Consider the following 19,953-nt stretch of genomic DNA (forward strand, 5'->3'; position numbering starts at 1 on the left):
TAATATAAATTAAATTAGTTATGGTAGGTTCAATCGCGGCAATTGGTGCCGGTTTAGCAGTAATCGGTGCAGGTATCGGTATCGGTCAAGTAGGTGGTAAAGCAATGGAAGGTATTGCTCGTCAACCAGAGGCTGCATCAAAAATTCAGACTGCAATGATTATCGCTGCTGCCCTTATTGAGGGTGCTGCTTTATTCGGTGTGGTAGTTGCATTATTAGGTAATAATCCTAAATAATCAATACTGAAAAAATTAGGTTGGGTATTAACGATTGGTTATTTACCCGCCTTATTAACTACGATTAAGATAAAAAAAATTAGATAAAATGGAATTAGTAACCCCAAGCATAGGATTGGTTTTTTGGACCACAATATCGTTTATTTGCTTATTGATATTACTTAGGAAATTTGCATGGAAACCTATTTTAGGTGCTATTCACGAACGTGAGCAAAGCATTGATGAAGCATTAAATAAAGCTGAGTTGGCAAAACAAGAAATGGCTCGTTTAACCAGCCAAAATCAAGATTTGATGCAACAGGCTCGTGCTGAACGCGATGAAATTTTAAAGGAAGCTAAAACCTTGAAAGACGGTATCTTAAACGAAGCTAAAAAACAGGCTCAAGTAGAAGGTGCTAAATTAATTGAAAAAGCTAAGATTGAAATCGAGAACCAAAAGAAAGCCGCTTTAGCTGAAGTTAAAGATCAGGTTTCTTCATTATCATTAGAAATTGCTGAACGTGTTTTACGTACTCAGTTAGATGATAAAACCAAGCAAGAAGCTTTAGTTGCCAACTTGTTAAAAGACGTTGAATTAAACTAAATAAGTTATAAGTATTACGTTTTAAGTTTTAAGTTGTGGGTTAGTGTAGCGATGGTTTATCGAACTACAACTTACAACTTATAACTTACAACTTACGACTCCAAGAATATGTCAGAAATTAAAGTTGCAAGCAGATACGCCAAATCATTAATCGACTTAGTTGTTGAAAACAACGGTTTAGCCGACTCTTATAATGATATGGTTTTGTTTGAGAGAGTGGTTGATGAAACCCCTGAACTGGAAGCAATATTAAAAAACCCAATTGTACCTTTAGATAAAAAGACTGGTATATTAAATGGAATTTTTGCTGATAAAGTTGGTAAGTTAACCATTGCCTTTTTCAAAATTGTGGTAAACAAAGGTCGCTCGGCAATTTTATTTGCTACAGCGAAACAGTTTATACAACAATACAATCAAATAAAAGGCATTGTTACCGCCGATGTAACTTCAGCAACAGCTTTAAGTACTGAAGCTAAAGAGCAGATTGTTGCAATTGTAAAAAGAGAATTAGGTGCTAATGAAGTTATTGTTAAAGAGAAAATTAATGAGAAACTAATTGGTGGCTTTATATTAAAAGTTGGCGATAAACAATTTGATGCAAGTATTGCAAGTGGTTTAAGTAAACTGAAAAAGGAATTTGCGCTTTAGAAAGTATCAATTAGTTAGTATCAAGTATCAAGTATCAAGATTGGGTTGAGATGAGATTTGAGGGGTGCTGAAATAACCGAAGAACTACAGCGCTAAAATATATAAACCCGATTGGCAGCGATAGGCTTTGAAGCTGAAAGCAAAAAGACTAAAGCAGAAAGCGGGACTGGAATAACAAAAGAATTACAAGATTTACATTTACAAAAGATATAAATTAAAATTATGGTAGAGGTAAGACCAGACGAAGTATCGGCAATTATCAGACAGCAATTGGCGGGCTTTAAATCAGAAACCGAACTGGAAGAAGTTGGTACCGTGTTGCAAGTGGGCGACGGTATTGCCCGTGTTTACGGTTTAACTAAAGTTCAATCGGGTGAGTTGGTTGAATTTGCAAACGGCCTGCAAGGCATTGTATTAAACCTTGAAGAAGATAACGTTGGTGTTGTACTTTTGGGTGCTTCTGACGAGATTAAAGAAGGCGATACAATTAAACGTACCAAAAAAATTGCCTCTATTAAAGTTGGTGAAGGTATGCTTGGCCGCGTAGTAAACACCTTGGGTTTACCTTTAGATGGTAAAGGCCCAATTTTAGGTGAAACTTACGAGATGCCTTTAGAGCGTAAAGCACCAGGTGTAATTTATCGTCAGCCGGTAAATGAGCCTTTACAAACTGGTATTAAGGCAATCGATGCAATGATTCCAATCGGTCGTGGTCAACGTGAGTTGGTTATTGGCGATCGTCAGATTGGTAAAACTGCAGTTTGTATTGATACCATTATCAACCAAAAAGAATTTTATGAAGCAGGCCAGCCTGTGTTCTGTATTTATGTAGCTATCGGTCAGAAAAATTCTACCGTTGCAAACATTGTACGTACACTTGAGGAAAATGGCGCTTTACCATATACAGTTGTTGTTGCTGCTTCGGCTGCTGATCCTGCTCCAATGCAGTTTTATGCTCCGTTTGCAGGTGCTGCAATTGGTGAGTTTTTCCGTGATACAGGTAGACCAGCTTTAATTGTTTATGATGATTTATCTAAACAAGCTGTTGCTTACCGTGAAGTATCTTTATTACTTCGTCGTCCACCTGGCCGTGAGGCTTATCCAGGTGACGTTTTCTACTTACACAGTCGTTTGTTAGAAAGAGCAGCAAAAATCAACGCAAATGATGATATTGCACAAGCGATGAATGATTTGCCTGAATCTATACGACATATTGTTAAGGGTGGCGGTTCATTAACAGCACTTCCAATTATCGAAACTCAAGCGGGTGATGTTTCTGCATATATCCCAACCAACGTAATCTCGATTACTGATGGTCAGATTTTCTTAGAGTCGAACTTATTCAACGCAGGTATCCGTCCGGCTATTAACGTAGGTATCTCGGTATCACGTGTGGGTGGTAATGCTCAAATTAAATCGATGAAAAAAGTAGCTGGTACTTTAAAGTTAGATCAGGCTCAATACCGTGAATTAGAGGCTTTCTCTAAATTCGGTTCTGATTTAGATGCTGCAACGAAATCGGTTTTAGATAAAGGTGCACGTAATGTACAAATGCTAAAACAAGCACAGTTTACTCCCTTTACGGTTGAGAAACAAGTTGCAATTGTTTATGCAGGTACTAAAAACTTAATGCGTAGCGTACCAGTTGATAAAGTAAAAGAATTCGAAACTGAATATTTAACACAATTGGAAATGCGCCATCCAGAAACTTTAGCAGCGTTAAAAGCTGGTAAGTTTGATGATACCATTACAGGTGTTTTAGATACAGTAGCAAAAGAGATTTCAAGTAAATACTAATAAGTATCAAGTAGTTGGTATCAAATATCAAGACAAAGTTTGACACCTAATCTTGCTACTTGCTACTGATGAAATAAATAGATTAATTAGACACAAGTAGCTTGGATCATCTATCAACAGAGGCAATATGTCTTAACTTGATACTTGATACTTAATACTCGATATTATAAAGAATGGCTAATTTAAAAGAAGTAAGAAACCGAATTGCGTCGGTACAATCAACCCAGCAGATTACCAAAGCTATGAAAATGGTTTCGGCAGCGAAGTTGAAACGTGCAACAAATGCAATTATCGCTTTACGTCCTTATGCAACTAAACTGAAAGAGATTTTAGCTAATCTATCGGCAAGTTTAGAGGGTTCTTCATCGCCTTTTATCCAAGAGCGTGAGCCTAATAAGGTGTTAATTGTAACGGTATCATCAAACCGTGGTTTGGCTGGTGCCTTTAACATGAACGTAATTAAAGCGGCCAATAATTTAATTGCTGAGAAATATAGCGAACAGTTGAAAAACGGTAACGTGAGCATTATTTCTATTGGTAAGAAAACGCAGGATTTTTACGAGAAACGTAATTACAACGTTATCGGTAACAACAATGAGGTTTATAATGCGTTAACTTTCGAAAACGTAACTAAAATTACCGATGCTATTATGGCTGGTTTTATTAAAGGCGACTTTGATAAAGTAGAATTGGTTTACAATCGATTTAAAAATGCAGCGGTTCAAATTATTACTTCAGAGCAATTGTTGCCTTTGCCAAAAGCAGAAGAAACAATGGTTGAAACTAAATCAGCCAATGTCGATTATATTTTAGAGCCATCTCAAGAAGAAATTGTAGAGCAATTGATTCCTAAATCGGTTAAAATTCAGTTGTATAAAGCAGTGCTAGATTCTCATGCATCAGAACATGGCGCACGTATGACATCAATGGATAAAGCAACTGAAAACGCTGGTGAGTTATTAAAAGCATTAAAACTTTCATATAACCAAGCTCGTCAGGCAGCAATTACAACGGAGTTAACTGAGATTGTAAGTGGTGCAGCAGCATTGAACGGATAAAGACAGTTTGCAGCTCTCAGTTTTGAGTTAGCAATTCAAAGCATCGTAAAAATACAAACCCATTCTTAATTGAGATGGGTTTTTTTATGCCCAGTGTTTAAAGGTGACCACAAGAGGAACAAAAGAAAACCAAAGTTTGGTCTTTATTTTGGTCTTAGTAAAGACCTTTGTCTCTTCTGTGGTTAATTAAAATTACTCGTATTTCAATATACTTTTAAAGCATTTTTATTTTAGAATCCAAAATTATTATTTTTATTTTGGAATGAAATCCAGAATTATTATGTTTTTATTGGATTGTAATCCAAAATTATTATATTTTTGTTTTACAATTACTTAGCATGATAGTAAGAAAACAAATGGATTATGCCTTGGCTAGGCTATTTAAAGGCAAAGCATTTATTGTATTTGGCCCGAGGCAATCGGGTAAAACAACATTTGTGGAGCAATTACTAGCTAAAGTTGAAAAAAAAACTTTATACCTTAATGGTGATGATGCTGATGTTCGCGAAAATTTGGCGAAACCCAATGCTACAAAAATAGCACAATTACTTGGTGATTATGAAATTCTTTTTATTGATGAAGCCCAGCGAATCTCTGATGTAGGGTTATTTATAAAAATAATAGTAGATAGATTTAAGCAAATTCAGGTTATAGCAACAGGTTCTTCGGCTTTTGAATTATCAGGAAAAATTAATGAACCATTAACCGGTAGAAAATATGAAATGATGCTTTTGCCTTTTTCGTATGCTGAATTGGTGCAAAAAACTGATTTTATTACCGAAGAACGCTCTTTAGCGCAACGTTTAATTTATGGCTCATATCCTGAAGTAATCAATCAGCCAAACCATGCAGAAGAACACTTAAAGTTATTAATCGATAGTTACCTGTACAAAGATTTATTCGCATTAGAAGAGGTGAAGAAACCTTTGCTATTTGAAAAAATTGTGAAAGCTTTGGCATTGCAGGTTGGAAGTGAAGTAAACTTTTCTGAAATGGCTCAACTCGTAAAAGCCGACCAAAAAACCGTAGAGAAATATATTGATTTATTGGAAAAGGCTTTCGTTATTTTTGTTTTACCAGCATTTTCAGGCAATGTTCGTAACGAGATTAAGAAAAATAAAAAGGTATTTTTTTACGATACAGGTCTGATAAACGCAGTAACTAGAAATTTTAATGCGTTAAACAATCGCAATGATGTTGGTGCGCTTTGGGAGAATTATATGATTAGCGAGCGTATGAAATACCTGCAACAAAATCAAATTGAAGCTGAATTGTTTTTTTGGCGAACCACCCAACAACAGGAAATAGATTATATTGAAAAAAGAGGTGATAAATTATTGGCTGTTGAGTTTAAGTGGAATGAAAAAGCTAAAGATAAAATTCCTGTAACTTTTACTAAAGCTTATCCAAATGCAGAAACCTTAATAATATCTAAAGAAGATAGAGGAAGTTTTTTGAATGGCGAAGTTTCTAGTTTGTAATGCAGAAAAACCCATTTCTTAATTGAAATGGGCTTTATTTGTTTAAAAATAAATGTTCTCTGGATTAATTATCAACCGTAAATATCCACTCTCAATTTTTTTAATATTTGTGCCATCGCCCCGATAGACTGATGCATTGAATTTTGCTTCTAACAAATATTTTCCTGATTTTAGTTTCTGCAAGTTTGTGACTTCAAATTTAGATTGGCTTTGTAATTCAGGCTTTAACAGCGCATGATATGCAAGACTAGAGTATCCATTTGTTTGCAGACCATAATTATCCCCAAATAATTCAAAAACAACGCCGTTTTGTGAATTATTTCTATTAAAATCCATGGCGAATTTACGTTCGCCCACAGAAAATAAATCTAATTTGTTTTTAGGTACAAAAAATATGGTTTGGTTGGTTTGTGGCTGAGCTTGATTTTTGTTGTATTTTTTTAGTAAAGATATCTCAATTCCATTTCTATCCTCATCTTCAAAAAGGAACCCTACTCCAAACATCACTGAATCTTTATCCCCCGAGGTATACTCTTTCTGCTTTACTAACGAATCAAGCTTGACATTAGCTACAGCATTTCTTAATGAGTTACTCCTACTTTTTGATTTTTTTTGTACCATTTGCTTTCCATCAATGATGTACGAAATTGAATCTTTTAATAGTTCCAATGGATCAGTTTTTTCAATTGCAGGTGGTTCAATGATTGGACTTTCTTTTTTGCATGCAGCAAGGCACATTATGGCTATGCCAAGCCCGAGTAAATTTTTAAATTTCATAGCAGTGATTTATTTGTGTGTGCTTAAAAGTAATAAAATTCTACAACTAAGAAATTAATAGTTGCATAGTTATTTGTAACTTGTAGGTAACATCCTGATAATTAATTCAATTAAAATTCGACTTACATTCATAGGTAGTTTAATATCTTTGTATCAGAATTTAAATCATGAAGAAGTACATTTTTATTATTATCGCAGTCGCTCCTTTTTTTGTTAAAGCACAATCTCCTGCCAGAGATTATACCAACGCAGTGCTTTGGCAGCAAACATCTGGAGAATACAAGGCTTTGTGTTTTCAGGCTTATAACTTTGCTCGGTTATCCTTAAAAGAATCACTATGGGCAGATACAAGTCGAAAACCAAATTGTGTTATCGTTGATATAGATGAAACAGTTCTAGATAATTCGCCATTCCAGGGACACGAAATTAAGAAGGGTTTGAGTTATAATCCTACAGATTGGACTGCTTGGACAAATTTAGCTCTAGCAGATACCGTTCCTGGTGCTTTTGCTTTTTTAAAATTTGCAGCATCAAAGAATATAGAAACTTTTTACCTCAGCAATCGTGATGAAAAAGACTATTCAGCAACGTTAAAGAATTTACAAAAGTTCGGATTTCCATTCGCAGATGATGCGCATTTGTTGGTTTCTAAAGGAACTTCTAACAAAGAACCTCGTCGCCAGAAAATTGCAGAAACACACAATATCCTTTTGCTTTGTGGCGATAACTTAAGCGATTTTTCGAATGTGTTTTATCGTGAAAATAAAAATACTGCTGCGCAAGTAAATTCAAATCAAACCTTATTTGGTACAAAATATATCTTGTTACCAAACCCAATGTACGGCGATTGGGAAAAGCCTTTGTATCAAGGGGAAAAGCTTAGTGATAAAGATAAATCTAAGCAGCGTTTAGAACGATTAAAAAGTTACTAAGTATGTGTAAATATTCAGCAATAAGTATTACTTTTGCTGCATCATAAAAATAAACATTATGGAGAACAACGAATTAAAGCACAATACAGAAAGTATGAAAACGGCTAACCAGCCCGGAATATATAAATTAATGATTTTTGGCGTACTGGTTTGCATGGTAGGTACTTATGCTCGTTTCGCTTTCGATTCTTGGATGTTATCATTAGTATCATGGATAATTTTATTTATTGGTGCATTTATTTGCATTAAGGGTGTATTCAAAATTTTAGACGCATAAAATATTTTCTTTCTAAATATAAAAGCCAATTACGATTCTTAAGTAATTGGCTTTTTTGGTATTAAGGTTTTTTTTAGAAAAATATTTGCAGCATTATATCATCCAAAAGCGGTTCTACGCCTAGAATATATTAAAGCTGAGTTCTTGCCAGAAACAATTATGGGTTACCTAAAACACTTTTTTGTATAAAGGAAAAATAGGGCAGTAAATCTAACCGAAACGCCCAACTTCTAATGGCCATTTGAAGCAATATTTTAAAATGATTAATTTTTTAGAACCACAAAATCATGAAAAGGAATATAATTGCTATTGCCATAATTGTAACCATGTTTGGCTGCCAAAATGCCGAAAGAAAGGCTGAAAGTGCTGATGCGATGAGCATCGATGAATTAAATAAAGAAGGTATTGATACAGCTACATCAAAAATTATCAAAACTGCTGATATGCGTTTCAGGGTTAAAGACGTGCAGCATACTAAAGAACGGTTAAGCGAAACCATTAAAGCGCAAGGTGGAACAGTTGCAGAATTTTCTATTCAAAGCAACATCCAAGAAACCGATAAAATTAAACAATCTACCGATTCGTTAAAAGAAATTACTTCATACCGAACGGAAGGATATTTAGTTGCCAAAGTTCCATCCGAGAAATTAGATGAATTTACCAACACCATATCAAAAATGGCTGTTTTTGTAAATAGCTCTTCAATGAAGATGGATGATCAAAGCATTGTCTATTTAGCCAATAAAATGAAGGCACATAACAGGGTAGTAGCATCTAAACAAATTGGTGAAATTCCATCCAAAAAAGTAGAAAATGTTGAAACCTCAATAGCTTTGAACGACGATTATGTAGACAAAAAAATTGACAACATGAGCATCGATTCAAAAGTTAAATTTAGTACCATTACTTTAAATTTTTATCAGGATAACACGGTAAAAACGATGGTAGTTGCTAACGATAACCTTTACGACTATCGTCCGGCTTTTGCAAACAGACTTTGGCTTAGCATAACAAATGGCTGGACAATTTTTAAGGAAATTATTCTTGCCTTGACTAACCTTTGGATGCTTTTTGTACTAGGAATTGGGATGTTTTTTACAATTAGATATTTTGTAAGAAAGAATAAATCTGCAATGGAGTTAGCTACAAAAAACGTGGTTAATCAACGCCTATAGCCATCATATTCATTAACGAGGTACGAATTAATTTATCCTTTAGATATTATTCGTACTTCGTAACACCAAAGGTTATTTTTTAACCTTTACAGTTAATCCCTTAACCTTAGTTTTGTTATCGCTAACAAAAGATTCCCAACCAGAATAGGTTTTTGATTTTCCGCCCGAAGTTATTTTTTGAAAAGAATGGCAAACCGCTACAGCTAAACCATCTGTTGCATCTAAAAATTCAGGAGTTTCTTTAAAGTTTAGCAGACGCTGTAACATGGCAGCCACTTGTTCTTTAGTTGCGTTTCCGTTGCCTGTGATAGACTGTTTTATTTTTCGTGGAGCGTATTCTGTTACCGCAATATTTCTCGAAAGTGCTGCTGCAATTGCAATCCCTTGTGCCCTGCCTAGCTTTAAAAGTACTTGAATATTTTTACCGTAAAATGGTGCCTCAATAGCTAAAACATCTGGTTTATACTCATCGATAAGTACAACTGTTTTTTCGAAAATTCGTTGCAGTTTTAAAAAAGGATCATCAAGGTGAGTCATCTTTACTACGCCTAAACTAATTAATTCTGTTTTATTTCCCTTCTCTAAAATTACGCCATAACCCATCACCGCAGTACCTGGGTCGATACCCATAATTACACGTTCCTTTTTTTCGTTCAACATTACAGCAATATTAAGCATATTTGCAAACTAAAAAGATAAACTTGACGGTAGGTAACAAAAAAATATTTTCGTTCATAATTAAAGCGGCAATCGTTGTATTTGCTTTTTGGTTTATCTACCATAAAATTGTTGCCAATAAAAATCTTCAAAATTTCGAATCACTTTTAACGGGTCTGCCTACAGCAGAAATTGTAAGTATAATCGGATTAGTATTTCTGCTGATGTTTGTAAACTGGTTTTTAGAAGCTGCTAAGTGGAAACATTTAATGAGCCGGATTGAAAGTATAAGCTTTTACCGGGCCATCGAATCTGTTTTCTGTGGCTTAACTTTAGCCATTTTTACACCAAATCGTTTGGGTGAATATGGTGGAAGGGTTTTCTTCTTATCACCAAAGAGAAGAATTGTTGGCGTTGTTGCTATGGCTGTTGGTAATATTGGTCAGCTGGTTTTAACAAATGTTTTTGGAGCAATTGCACTAAGTGCATTTATTTACCGATTTATAGATTTAGATTATCGTTTGTTCTTCGCCATTCAAATTTTAGTCGTGGTATTCTGTTTGTTTTTTATTGTTTTCTATTTCAATATTCAATGGCTTAATGGCATTCTTTTATCGTTCAAATTTACTCGAAAATATAAAAAGTTTTACAGCATTTTAGGGCGGTACAGAAAGGCTGAATTATTCAAAATTCTACTATTTTGTTTAGCCCGATATGTGGTTTTCAGTTCACAATATTTTATACTTTTTATTTGGCTGATACCTGGATTGCATTACGTAGATATTGTAATGATGATAAGTATTTTATTTTTTGTCCAATCTACATTGCCATCTTTAGATTTGTTTGATGTAGGCATCAGAAGTGTAACAGCATCATACTTTTTCGGCTATATTACCAATCACGATATAGCTGTTATTGCATGTACGGCAAGTATTTGGCTCGTAAATATTATTATTCCTGCTATATTAGGCACATATTTCGTTTTTAAACTCAACTTTTTTGGAACTCCTAAATCTAATTAGTCTATTATCAGCTGCGTTAACCTTGGTTTATGGTTTATTAGTTTTCAGTTTTATCCGAGGATGGCATAAACTAACTTATTTTACTCCTCAAAAAAAAATACTTAAAACAAAAGTTTCTATTATTGTTGCTGCCCGCGATGAAGAACAAAACATCGGTAAAACCATTGATGATTTAATTGCGCAAAACTATCCTAAAAACCTCACAGAAATTATTATTATCGATGATCATTCTAGCGATAAAACTGCCGAGATTGTTTTAGAGTATTCTGATAGAAGCGTTAAATTGATAAAACTTAATGAAGATAGAGCATTAAATTCTTACAAAAAAAAAGCGATTCAAACGGCCATTGGTACATGTTCTGGCGATTTAATAATCACCACAGATGCAGATTGCCGAATGGGCAAAAATTGGTTGGCTACCATTGTAGAATTTTATGAAACAAAAGATTTGAAAATGATTTCATCTCCAGTGGCATATTTTCAAGAGAAAAACTTGTTCGAAAGATTGCAATCTTTAGAGTTTTTATATCTGATAGGTTTGGGTGCATCAACTATTGGTAACAAAGCACCTTCAACTTGTAATGGTGCAAATTTAGCCTACCAAAAATCTACTTTCTACGAAGTTGGCGGCTTTCAGGGTATTGATGATTTAGCATCTGGTGATGATGAATTATTACTGCACAAAATTGCAGCAAAATATCCAGAAAGGATTGGTTTCTTGAAAAACAGAGAAGCGATTGTATATACCCATGCAAAAGAAAATCTAAATTCTTTTATTCAGCAAAGAAAACGTTGGGCATCTAAAAGCACGCGTTATAAAAATAAAGCGATTATTGTTCTTGGTGTATTTGTATGGATATTCAATTTGAGTATTTTAGTTAATTTTATTACTGGATTATTTCTTCCTGGTTTTCTTATCATCACATTTTATCAATTATTGGTTAAAATGATTTTGGAAAGTGTATTTTTATGGAACGTTACAGGCTTTGCAAAAAGACGCAGCCTGATGGTTTTAATCCCTGTTTTAAATGTTTTGCATATTCTCTACATTATCTATATCGGCATTGCCGGAAACAGCGGTAAATATAATTGGAAAGGCAGAATGGTTAGATAATGGATAACAGCCCATCGAAAAAGGTTTGGTTAAAACTCAGGCGAAATAAACTTGCTTTAAGCGGCTTGGTTTTTATTTTGTTGTTAATGTTAATGGGTATTTTAGGCTATTTAATTATGCCCGATGATTCACCAAATGCGAATGTAATGCATTTACAATTAACCAATAAAAAGCCAGGAAGAAGCTTTCAGTTTTTAATTATTAGTAAAAATCCAAATGTGAAGAAGGTTAGTTTTTTTGAGCGAATGCTTTACGGCCAGGAATCTAATTTTAAGAGTATTCCGATTACAGCATACAGGATTATTAAAGATAGTGTTTTTGTTCGAGAGTATATTGGCGATGATGAAAAGGCTGAGGAAACAAGATTTAACTTAAAAGAATTATGCAATACTTGTACACTTCCATCTAAGTTAGGAAACCCTCTTCAGCTGTTGCAAAGTAATAATATATACACTAAAACATTTCTTTTAGGAACTGATATTTATGGTCGAGATTTATTGAGCCGCTTAATTTTAGGCATTAGAGTATCGCTTTCGGTAGGTTTAATGGCCGTGCTGATTTCTTTATTTATTGGTGTAACTTTAGGTGCACTAGCAGGTTATTTCGGTGGAAAGGCCGATGCAGCAATTAGTTGGTTTATGAATGTGATTTGGTCATTACCATCGCTGTTACTGGTTATTGCAATTTCTTTTGCTTTAGGGAAAGGTTTCTGGCAAATTTTTATTGCGGTTGGTTTATCAACCTGGGTAGACGTTGCAAGATTAGTTCGAGGGCAGGTTATGGCACTCAAAGAAGTAGAGTTTGTTGAGGCCGCAAGGGCGTTAGGTTTTAGTACTGCCAGAACAATTATTAAGCACATTTTACCAAACATAGCAGGACCTATTTTAGTTGTAGCCTCGGCAAATTTTGCTTCCGCTATTCTTTTAGAAACAGGCTTAAGCTTTTTAGGTTTTGGCGCTCAACCACCAATGCCAAGTTGGGGCAGTATGATAAAAGAGCATTTTGGTTATATCATAATGGATGCAGCTTATTTGGCTATGCTGCCTGGCCTTGCTATTATGCTTACGGTTTATGCTTTTAATGTTTTGGCTATTGGCTTACGCGATGCTTTCGATGTTAAAGGACAGAATGTAACGGTTTAATCATTAATATATAAAAGGAATTAAACGCTTTGTGTTTTTTATGTATTCTAAATAGGCAGTACCAAACTCATTTTTTAATGCAATTTCTTCAACTGAAATTCTATAAATAAAAGCTACAAAAATTGGAATACAGATTACCAATAAACTCAACCCATTTGAAAAGGTAATGGCCAGCCCTAAAAATGACATAAGTACACCTGTATATGATGGATGGCGAATAATTGAATACAATCCGTCTTGTTTCAAAGTTTGATTTTTTGCTATCTGAACATCAACTGTGAAGGCTTTGCCCAATTGTTGTATTGCAACGAACCGTAATATGAAACCAAGAATGGCAATTAGCATGCCTGCATGAAGAATGTATGGCTGAAAAATAATAATGCTAAAGTCTTTAAATTGTGATAAAAAACCGCCGAGAAACATGCTTATCATAATTGTTATCCATAAAATGGTAAGACTGTTTTTGTCCGCTCCACCACTTTTTCGCTCAGATTTATTCCGGAGTTTATAGTTGCGATGAATTTCAGTTAATAAAAAAAGCAGCCCAAAAATTAAGGGAAAATATGTAGTAATTACTTGCACGGTTTATTTTTTAGATTTTTTTCTTCTTTGATGCTTTAGCTAAAGGATTAAATTCGAGTGCTAAATTTATCCAGAAATCTAATTCTATATTCTGGTTAATCACATCTTCTGAAACTAAAATATAGCCTTTCATCATTTTTCCAACCATTTTCATTTGCGCCCACCTATCTTTATTTACCAAAGTATTTAAGATTTCAGAATTAATTCTTAGCATTATCTTATCCTTCATTACCCCGATACACATTTTGCCATTAACCATAAAAACTAACCCGCTAAACATAATTTTTTCTTCAACATCTGGTAAGTATTTTAGTTTTTTACGGATATGGTTAGCAAGAAATTCGTCAAAAGGCATAGTAAATTGTTTAAAACTAATTTAAACATTCCATATCCGTTTGACAAAATTTAACCGTTAATAATTAAATTTGTATCAATGTTACTAAGGTGTTTTCAGGAAGAATTTTTAGAAGCTGGTTGCGATGAAGCTGGAAGAGGCTGTTTAGCAGGGCCTGTTTTTGCAGCAGCTGTAATTTTGCCTGAAGGTTTCATCCTGGAAGGTTTAAATGATTCCAAACAACTTTCTCATACACAAAGAGATTTGTTGAGACCAATTATAGAAAAAGAGGCACTAGCTTGGGCAGTTGCATCATGCGATCATGAAGAAATTGATAAAATAAATATTCTTAATGCATCGTTTCTTGCCATGCACCGGGCAATTGAAAAACTACAATGTCAACCCCAATATTTAGTAATCGATGGTAATCGTTTTAAAGCTTATCCTCAAATTCCGCATAGTTGCATTGTAAAGGGCGATGGGAAATATTTAAACATCGCGGCGGCATCTATTTTAGCGAAAACGCACCGAGATGAATATATGACCAATCTTCATTTAGATTATCCCCATTACAACTGGCAACAAAATAAAGGATATCCTACAATTTCACATCGTAAAGCAGTTATAGAAATTGGTTTATCGCCATATCATCGTAAAACATTTAATGTAAGTGACCCACAACTTAATTTGTTTTCAAAAGCAGTCTAAATTTCGTATTTTCACCACATTGTGAAAATTCTGTTAATTACTAAGCGGATTCCCTTTCCGCCAAATAGTGGTTATCCGATTGTGGTTTATAACACCATGAAAGGCTTGCTACAGCTTGGTGCAGATATCACTTTGTTCAGCTTAAACCCTGCAAATGCCAGATTAGATTTAGAAGATATTTCCGATCCGGTTTTCGATTCGGTAAAAACACACACATACGATTTAGATACAGAGGTAACGATGTGGTCGGCATTTTTTAATATTTTCACAAACGAATCTTACAATGTTTCCAGGTATTATACTGAAGAAGCTGCTCGACAATTGGAAAGTTTACTTCGCGAAAATAGTTTTGATATTATTCAATTTGAAGGACTTTTCGTTGTGCCTTACCTGGATGTTGTTAAGGCAAACAGCAATGCCAAATTGATTTACCGAGCGCATAATATCGAGTTTACCATGTGGGAACGACGTTCTCTTTCAGAAAATTTTATAATCAGGCGTAAATATCTTGCCTTTCTTTCGCACAGGCTTAAAGCATATGAAATGGAGCAAATTAACCGTTTCCATCAAATATTTGCCATAAGCGAACCAGATAGACAAAGCATTTTGCGTTTCGGTTGTGAAGTGCCAATGTCTGTTTTTCCGGTTGCCATCGATTTAGAGAAATATAAAGTTGATAAAACGAAAACCAGTTTTCCTACTTTGTTTCATTTGGGTGCGATGGATTGGCGACCAAATCAGGAAGGGTTGGAGTGGTTTTTAGATGATATTTGGCCCGATATAGAAAAGCTAAATAAAGATCTCAGATTTTACATTGCAGGTAAAAATATGCAAAAGCATTTTTTCGATTACGATTCGGATAACCTAATTGTAGAAGGTGAGGTTTTTGATGCAGTAGAATTTATGAATTCGAAAGCGATTATGATTGTGCCCTTAATTTCTGGAACAGGTATGCGGGTTAAAATTATAGAAGGAATGGCAATGAAAAAATGTATTATCGCCACAACAACCGCTGCCGAAGGCATAAACTGCAAACACGGATATGATATTTTAATTGCCGATTCGGCTGATGAATTTTACCGTTCAATTTTACAATGCATTATTAACCCGAAACGCTGGATGGAAATAGGAGAGAATGCCCGTAAAACAGTAGAAAATGACCATGGTATTCATCTTATCTCATCGAAAATGCACAAGATTTATGAAGAGTTAATTAGAAGCTAAAGAGAGAAATGATAATAAAAAATCTTCTGAATTATCTTTTATTCTACACTAACTTATTATTTTAAATCCACCATAAACAAAATAAATACCTTTTAAATTTTGAGTCAAAACATTGCCAATTTCTTAGTAGTTTTGCCGCAAGCATTAGAAAACTAAAAATATGATTATTTGCTGCGCTATACTTATCGCATGGAGATAATGGGATCGCTTTAGTACCAAAGAAAAAATCAAGTAACGAATGAAAAACACCGCATTAACAGATAAACATATTGCTTTAGGAGCTAAAATTGTTCCATTTGCAGGTTATAACATGCCTGTAACTTACGAAGGTATAAATGCAGAACATGCCACAGTTCGTACTGGTGTTGGTGTTTTCGATGTTAGCCACATGGGCGAGTTTATTTTGAAAGGTGATAATGCATTAGACTTAATTCAAAGGGTAACAAGTAACGATGCTTCAAAATTATTTGATGGTAAGGTTCAATATTCTTGTTTGCCGAATAAAGATGGTGGTATTGTTGATGACCTTTTAGTATACCGTATAGATGAGAAAAGCTATATGTTGGTGGTAAATGCATCTAATATAGAAAAGGATTGGAACTGGATTAAACAGTTTAATGATAAAGATGTTGAGATGCACAACATTTCGGATAAAACATCATTGTTGGCAATTCAAGGTCCGAAGGCGACTGATGCCTTACAAACTTTAACCGATGTGGATTTAGCATCAATGGAATATTACACCTTTGTTAAGGGTACTTTTGCTGGGGTAAATAATGTTATAATTTCTGCTACAGGCTACACTGGTGCTGGCGGCTTCGAAATTTATTTTGATAATGAACATGCCGATAAAATTTGGGATGCAATTTTCGAAGCAGGTAAGGCTTACAATATTAAACCAATTGGTTTGGGCGCTCGTGATACTTTGCGTTTAGAAATGGGCTTCTGTTTATATGGGAATGATATAGATGACAGCACCTCTCCAATTGAAGCAGGCTTAGGATGGATTACAAAGTTTACAAAGGAATTTACCAATTCTGGAGCCTTATTGGCACAGAAAGAAGCTGGTATACAAAAGAAGTTGGTTGGTTTCGAAATGATTGACAGAGGTATTCCACGTCATGATTATGAAATTGCTGATGCTGAAGGAAATATTATCGGTAAAGTAACTTCTGGTACGCAAGCACCATCACTTCAAAAAGCAATTGGTATGGGCTATGTAGCTAAAGATTTTGCTAAAGAAGGAACTGAAATTTTTATCAACATTCGTAATACACCTATTAAAGCTAAAATAGTTAAGTTCCCTTTTTATAAATAGATAAAAGTTTAAGTATCAAGTATCAAGATGGACTGTCTTGATACTTGATACTTTTTACTCGATACTCCAAGTATGTCAAAAAAAATAGAAGTTTGTTTAACACCTGCATTGATTGATTTATATGATATTGAGCAGAGTATTGTTGTTGTAATTGATATTTTAAGAGCAACATCATCTATAACTTATGGAATAGATAATGGAGCAGAAGCAATAATTCCTGTTGCCAATGTCGAAGACTGTTTAACTTTTGTGGATAAAGGTTATTTGCTTGCAGCCGAGCGAAACGGTGAAGTAGTAGCTGGTTACGATTTTGGGAACTCACCATTTTCTTATACTAAAGAAAAAGTTAATGGTAAAACAATTGTTTTAACAACCACTAATGGTACTAAGGCATTACATTTAGCAAATAAAAGAGCATTTCAGGTTGTTATCGGGTCGTTTTTAAATTTAGATTCACTTTGTGACTATCTAAAAAATCAAAATAAAAACGTGCTATTGCTTTGTGCCGGCTGGAAAGATCAGTTTAATTTAGAAGATACTTTATTTGCAGGTGCAGTTGTAAATAAATTGCGCAAAAATTTCGAACATTTTGATGATTCTAGCGTTGCCTCCGAAGATTTATATTCATTAGCGAAAGATGATTTAAGGAAATATTTACATAAATCTTCGCACAGCCACCGACTTGCAGAATTGAATATAGAAGAAGATGTAGTGTTCTGTCTTCAATTAAATGTTTGCAAAGCAATTCCAGTGCTTGAAGGTGAAAGGTTAGTTTCCTTAAACCTCAAAACTCTCTAAAGGGGGTATTAATATCGAAATTATTAGATAAATTTTAAACAGGCTCTTAGATTTACCTTTTGATAGGCAAAGCCTCCTTCAGATGATAGGGGTTTATAAGCTCCGAAATCGTTGGGCTATTTTTGATGGTTATTAAAGCTTCTTCGTGTGCTAACCAATAAATGTCTTCAGCTCTTTTCATATCAAAAGTGCTTATTGCGCCCAAACCTTTTGGCTCTATTACCACATTACAAAATTTTGCTTTTCGTTCCATATCATGGTTGATTGACATAACACCGGCACGGCCCATTAAATTAGTAATACCTGTAATTTTATCAACAGGCTTAAGGTGATTACATGATGATCCAATAATAAAATCACATTCTCCCATCAAAGGTTCTACCGGAAAATTATTTAAAATCCCTCCATCAACATACATTTGCCCATCTATCATTATTGGCTTAAAAATGCCTGGAATACAACTTGAAGCATGAATAGAACGAATTAAGGGCCCTTTGGTAAAATAAACCAGTCTGCCTTCACTAAAATTTACAGCAGCAATAGTTAGCGGAATTTTTAGTTTTTCAATAGAATCTTCAGGAAAATATTCTTTTAGAATTTGTGAGGTATTTTCAATGTTAATTAAGCCTAAAGAACCAACAGCAGGGCGTATAAATCTCCACAACTTTGTCTTTAAAAAAATACTTAGTCCTTCTTCAGGATCAATGCCTGCTGCAAAGAATGCACCCGCAATTGCACCCGCACTTGTACCACTAATGTGACTAAAAGTGATACCTAAATTGCTAAAAGCCTTTAACACACCAAGGTGTGCAATTCCTCTTATTCCGCCGCCTGATAATACAATTCCAACTTTCATGTATGTAGATGTAATCCTTTTATTAGATTTAATAACGCTTATTTGTTACGAAATATTTGATATTCTATAAATTATTCGCTAATTGCAATGAACTAAAAACTTACTTTTTCTTCGGTTTATACTTCGATTGATTTAAAATCTTCTGCGCATCATTATCTGTCATCAACTGCTGTAAAGTAACTTTTGGGTTTTGTTTCATGTACTTTCTTACAATTTGCCAGCCCATCCAAACGCCTAATTTTGGTGCCGATTCTCTGTTTTCACCAAAACCTGGTGTAAATGGTCCATCAGATAAATAAACCTGAATTTTTTGATAATCTGTTTCATATAGCGAATTATTCTCTAAAAAATATGCCCAAATATCCTGTTCGAAATTTTGTGCCCAATTAAGTTGATTGGTACTATAACCTATTTTAGTAGAATCAGTAATGCTTTCAGGTAAAACCTGATCAAGGAAGTATAGAATTTTACCTTGAAAAACCATTTTTGATAATAATGTTCTGTTTGCATCTGGTTCAGGAAAAAGTTCTTCATGAGCGAAAGTTTCAGCAACTCTAGGTACAATATTATCGGGCGTAAATCTTCTGGACATGTACAGCGGAACACTTTCTATAATTCCACGATAAAATTTACTGTCTTTACCTAAAAAGGTATCTAATCCAATACCTAAATAACCATCACCAATTGGCGTTGGATAAGAAAATCCCGAAACAAAAGAAATTAAGCGAGGAATTTTAACCTTCGGATAATAATATTTAATGTACTTAAAGGTTTCTGATAACCCTTCTTCTTGTAGTTTTAGATTTGGATAAACACTACCCACTTCCTTCATTAAGTCATTATATGCAGGGTCATTATAAAGCGTACGTATAATTTCCGAACCTGCATATTCGGGCGTTCCAACCATTTTATGGATGTAATCATCATAGAAAAAACCATATTTTTTTTCTAAAGAAATATTGGTTTGATCTATATTTTTGTTCTTTCCTGAAAGAAGGTCTTTATCGAATCTCTCTATCTTAATCTCAACTTTTATATCGCTTACTTCGGGTCTGTTACTTTGCTTGCAAGAAATAAATGCAATTGCAAACAGAAAAAATAGATAAATTTGCTTGTGTTTTACGTTATACTTCATTAGTAACAAACTTAGAGAAAATTGTGATGTAAGAAAAGGTGATTGAGTGACAATTTTATCGATCTCTTATCAACCTTTGAATTAATAAATGAAAAGAGG

General features: G+C 34.3%; 22 protein-coding genes. 16 read left to right on the forward strand and 6 right to left on the reverse strand.

Annotated elements, in window-relative coordinates; translation table 11 throughout:
• The first annotated feature begins 20 nt into the window (after positions 1 to 20).
• The 6 genes from atpE (at position 21) to IEV50_RS15060 (ending at position 5,803) form a co-directional block, all read left to right on the forward strand.
• Positions 21 to 236 (forward strand): ATP synthase F0 subunit C, encoded by a 216-nt coding sequence (atpE, locus tag IEV50_RS15035; RefSeq protein WP_188415857.1) that lies wholly within the window; start codon positions 21 to 23, stop codon positions 234 to 236.
• 88 nt (positions 237 to 324) lie between these two features.
• The gene (locus IEV50_RS15040; RefSeq protein ID WP_188415858.1) at positions 325 to 819 is read left to right on the forward strand and encodes a F0F1 ATP synthase subunit B; all 495 of its coding nucleotides are present in this window, start codon (positions 325 to 327) and stop codon (positions 817 to 819) included.
• Between the two features lie 108 nt (positions 820 to 927).
• Positions 928 to 1,467 carry an ATP synthase F1 subunit delta gene (atpH, locus tag IEV50_RS15045; protein WP_188415859.1) on the forward strand — a complete coding sequence of 180 codons (540 nt, stop codon included), beginning with the start codon at positions 928 to 930 and terminating at the stop codon, positions 1,465 to 1,467.
• Between the two features lie 222 nt (positions 1,468 to 1,689).
• Positions 1,690 to 3,264: a F0F1 ATP synthase subunit alpha gene (atpA, locus tag IEV50_RS15050; protein WP_131556008.1), complete on the forward strand. Its 1,575-nt coding sequence runs from the start codon at positions 1,690 to 1,692 to the stop codon at positions 3,262 to 3,264.
• 173 nt (positions 3,265 to 3,437) lie between these two features.
• Positions 3,438 to 4,322, forward strand: a complete 885-nt coding sequence (gene atpG, locus IEV50_RS15055; RefSeq protein WP_188415860.1) for an ATP synthase F1 subunit gamma — start codon at positions 3,438 to 3,440, stop codon at positions 4,320 to 4,322.
• A gap of 338 nt (positions 4,323 to 4,660) precedes the next feature.
• Positions 4,661 to 5,803 (forward strand): ATP-binding protein, encoded by a 1,143-nt coding sequence (locus tag IEV50_RS15060; RefSeq protein WP_188415861.1) that lies wholly within the window; start codon positions 4,661 to 4,663, stop codon positions 5,801 to 5,803.
• A gap of 42 nt (positions 5,804 to 5,845) precedes the next feature.
• On the opposite strand, the gene IEV50_RS15065 is transcribed toward IEV50_RS15060, so the two are convergent.
• Positions 5,846 to 6,580, reverse strand: coding sequence for a hypothetical protein (locus IEV50_RS15065; protein ID WP_188415863.1), 735 nt, complete (start codon positions 6,578 to 6,580; stop codon positions 5,846 to 5,848).
• 167 nt (positions 6,581 to 6,747) lie between these two features.
• Between IEV50_RS15065 and IEV50_RS15070 the strand changes: the two genes are divergently transcribed.
• From IEV50_RS15070 to IEV50_RS15080, 3 genes are all read left to right on the forward strand, one after another.
• A complete protein-coding gene (locus IEV50_RS15070) occupies positions 6,748 to 7,512 on the forward strand; it encodes a 5'-nucleotidase, lipoprotein e(P4) family (protein ID WP_188415864.1) in 765 nt (254 codons plus the stop codon).
• 58 nt (positions 7,513 to 7,570) lie between these two features.
• Entirely contained in the window at positions 7,571 to 7,789 is a 219-nt protein-coding gene (locus tag IEV50_RS15075) for a hypothetical protein (protein ID WP_123207329.1), read from the forward strand.
• A 287-nt stretch (positions 7,790 to 8,076) separates the two neighbouring features.
• Positions 8,077 to 8,964, forward strand: coding sequence for a DUF4349 domain-containing protein (locus IEV50_RS15080; protein WP_229746754.1), 888 nt, complete (start codon positions 8,077 to 8,079; stop codon positions 8,962 to 8,964).
• Positions 8,965 to 9,036: 72 nt separating this feature from the next.
• Here IEV50_RS15080 and ruvC read toward each other — a convergent pair whose 3' ends face one another.
• The gene (ruvC, locus tag IEV50_RS15085; protein ID WP_188415866.1) at positions 9,037 to 9,624 is read right to left on the reverse strand and encodes a crossover junction endodeoxyribonuclease RuvC; all 588 of its coding nucleotides are present in this window, start codon (positions 9,622 to 9,624) and stop codon (positions 9,037 to 9,039) included.
• 41 nt (positions 9,625 to 9,665) lie between these two features.
• Here ruvC and IEV50_RS15090 point away from each other — a divergent pair, with 41 nt between their 5' ends.
• The 3 genes from IEV50_RS15090 to IEV50_RS15100 are packed head-to-tail and all read left to right on the forward strand — an operon-like array spanning position 9,666 to position 12,899.
• Complete coding sequence (locus IEV50_RS15090) at positions 9,666 to 10,643, forward strand: lysylphosphatidylglycerol synthase domain-containing protein (protein WP_188415868.1); 978 nt, start codon at positions 9,666 to 9,668, stop codon at positions 10,641 to 10,643.
• A complete protein-coding gene (locus IEV50_RS15095) occupies positions 10,621 to 11,757 on the forward strand; it encodes a glycosyltransferase family 2 protein (RefSeq protein ID WP_188415870.1) in 1,137 nt (378 codons plus the stop codon). The genes IEV50_RS15090 and IEV50_RS15095 overlap by 23 nt, the downstream gene beginning before the upstream one ends.
• Positions 11,757 to 12,899: an ABC transporter permease gene (locus tag IEV50_RS15100; protein ID WP_188415872.1), complete on the forward strand. Its 1,143-nt coding sequence runs from the start codon at positions 11,757 to 11,759 to the stop codon at positions 12,897 to 12,899. The genes IEV50_RS15095 and IEV50_RS15100 overlap by 1 nt, the downstream gene beginning before the upstream one ends.
• Before the next feature lie 3 nt (positions 12,900 to 12,902).
• Here IEV50_RS15100 and IEV50_RS15105 read toward each other — a convergent pair whose 3' ends face one another.
• Positions 12,903 to 13,481, reverse strand: coding sequence for a methyltransferase family protein (locus IEV50_RS15105; protein WP_188415874.1), 579 nt, complete (start codon positions 13,479 to 13,481; stop codon positions 12,903 to 12,905).
• A gap of 10 nt (positions 13,482 to 13,491) precedes the next feature.
• Positions 13,492 to 13,836, reverse strand: coding sequence for a TfoX/Sxy family protein (locus tag IEV50_RS15110; protein ID WP_188415876.1), 345 nt, complete (start codon positions 13,834 to 13,836; stop codon positions 13,492 to 13,494).
• Positions 13,837 to 13,914: 78 nt separating this feature from the next.
• On the opposite strand from IEV50_RS15110, the gene rnhB reads away from it, so the two are divergent.
• From rnhB to IEV50_RS15130, 4 genes are all read left to right on the forward strand, one after another.
• A complete protein-coding gene (gene rnhB, locus IEV50_RS15115; RefSeq protein WP_188415878.1) occupies positions 13,915 to 14,523 on the forward strand; it encodes a ribonuclease HII in 609 nt (202 codons plus the stop codon).
• Between the two features lie 21 nt (positions 14,524 to 14,544).
• A complete protein-coding gene (locus tag IEV50_RS15120) occupies positions 14,545 to 15,747 on the forward strand; it encodes a glycosyltransferase (protein WP_188415880.1) in 1,203 nt (400 codons plus the stop codon).
• 238 nt (positions 15,748 to 15,985) lie between these two features.
• A complete protein-coding gene (gcvT, locus tag IEV50_RS15125; protein WP_188415882.1) occupies positions 15,986 to 17,065 on the forward strand; it encodes a glycine cleavage system aminomethyltransferase GcvT in 1,080 nt (359 codons plus the stop codon).
• Positions 17,066 to 17,137: 72 nt separating this feature from the next.
• Positions 17,138 to 17,863, forward strand: coding sequence for a 2-phosphosulfolactate phosphatase (locus tag IEV50_RS15130; protein WP_188415884.1), 726 nt, complete (start codon positions 17,138 to 17,140; stop codon positions 17,861 to 17,863).
• A 52-nt stretch (positions 17,864 to 17,915) separates the two neighbouring features.
• Here the strand turns inward: IEV50_RS15130 and IEV50_RS15135 are convergent, their stop codons facing one another.
• Together IEV50_RS15135 and gldB are read right to left on the reverse strand one after the other, a co-directional pair.
• Positions 17,916 to 18,719 carry a patatin-like phospholipase family protein gene (locus IEV50_RS15135; protein WP_188415886.1) on the reverse strand — a complete coding sequence of 268 codons (804 nt, stop codon included), beginning with the start codon at positions 18,717 to 18,719 and terminating at the stop codon, positions 17,916 to 17,918.
• 100 nt (positions 18,720 to 18,819) lie between these two features.
• On the reverse strand, positions 18,820 to 19,854 hold the full coding sequence (gldB, locus tag IEV50_RS15140; RefSeq protein ID WP_188415888.1) for a gliding motility lipoprotein GldB: 1,035 nt from the start codon (positions 19,852 to 19,854) through the stop codon (positions 18,820 to 18,822).
• Between the last annotated feature and the right edge of the window lie 99 nt (positions 19,855 to 19,953).

It is taken from the genome of Pedobacter mendelii, from assembly GCF_014635725.1.
In the GTDB taxonomy this organism is placed as follows: Bacteria; Bacteroidota; Bacteroidia; order Sphingobacteriales; family Sphingobacteriaceae; genus Pedobacter; species Pedobacter mendelii.

What these genes read in the sequence shown, in the direction of transcription:
- atpA (WP_131556008.1), top strand. Translation starts at nt 1,690, where the DNA reads ATGGTAGAGGTAAGACCAGACGAAGTATCGGCAATTATCAGACAGCAA.
- rnhB (WP_188415878.1), top strand. Translation starts at nt 13,915, where the DNA reads ATGTTACTAAGGTGTTTTCAGGAAGAATTTTTAGAAGCTGGTTGCGAT.
- atpH (WP_188415859.1), top strand. Translation starts at nt 928, where the DNA reads ATGTCAGAAATTAAAGTTGCAAGCAGATACGCCAAATCATTAATCGAC.
- gcvT (WP_188415882.1), top strand. Translation starts at nt 15,986, where the DNA reads ATGAAAAACACCGCATTAACAGATAAACATATTGCTTTAGGAGCTAAA.
- IEV50_RS15070 (WP_188415864.1), top strand. Translation starts at nt 6,748, where the DNA reads ATGAAGAAGTACATTTTTATTATTATCGCAGTCGCTCCTTTTTTTGTT.
- IEV50_RS15075 (WP_123207329.1), top strand. Translation starts at nt 7,571, where the DNA reads ATGGAGAACAACGAATTAAAGCACAATACAGAAAGTATGAAAACGGCT.
- IEV50_RS15130 (WP_188415884.1), top strand. Translation starts at nt 17,138, where the DNA reads ATGTCAAAAAAAATAGAAGTTTGTTTAACACCTGCATTGATTGATTTA.
- IEV50_RS15100 (WP_188415872.1), top strand. Translation starts at nt 11,757, where the DNA reads ATGGATAACAGCCCATCGAAAAAGGTTTGGTTAAAACTCAGGCGAAAT.
- IEV50_RS15065 (WP_188415863.1), bottom strand. Translation starts at nt 6,580, where the DNA reads ATGAAATTTAAAAATTTACTCGGGCTTGGCATAGCCATAATGTGCCTT.
- IEV50_RS15135 (WP_188415886.1), bottom strand. Translation starts at nt 18,719, where the DNA reads ATGAAAGTTGGAATTGTATTATCAGGCGGCGGAATAAGAGGAATTGCA.
- atpG (WP_188415860.1), top strand. Translation starts at nt 3,438, where the DNA reads ATGGCTAATTTAAAAGAAGTAAGAAACCGAATTGCGTCGGTACAATCA.
- atpE (WP_188415857.1), top strand. Translation starts at nt 21, where the DNA reads ATGGTAGGTTCAATCGCGGCAATTGGTGCCGGTTTAGCAGTAATCGGT.
- IEV50_RS15040 (WP_188415858.1), top strand. Translation starts at nt 325, where the DNA reads ATGGAATTAGTAACCCCAAGCATAGGATTGGTTTTTTGGACCACAATA.
- IEV50_RS15060 (WP_188415861.1), top strand. Translation starts at nt 4,661, where the DNA reads ATGATAGTAAGAAAACAAATGGATTATGCCTTGGCTAGGCTATTTAAA.
- IEV50_RS15110 (WP_188415876.1), bottom strand. Translation starts at nt 13,836, where the DNA reads ATGCCTTTTGACGAATTTCTTGCTAACCATATCCGTAAAAAACTAAAA.
- gldB (WP_188415888.1), bottom strand. Translation starts at nt 19,854, where the DNA reads ATGAAGTATAACGTAAAACACAAGCAAATTTATCTATTTTTTCTGTTT.
- ruvC (WP_188415866.1), bottom strand. Translation starts at nt 9,624, where the DNA reads ATGTTGAACGAAAAAAAGGAACGTGTAATTATGGGTATCGACCCAGGT.
- IEV50_RS15080 (WP_229746754.1), top strand. Translation starts at nt 8,077, where the DNA reads ATGAAAAGGAATATAATTGCTATTGCCATAATTGTAACCATGTTTGGC.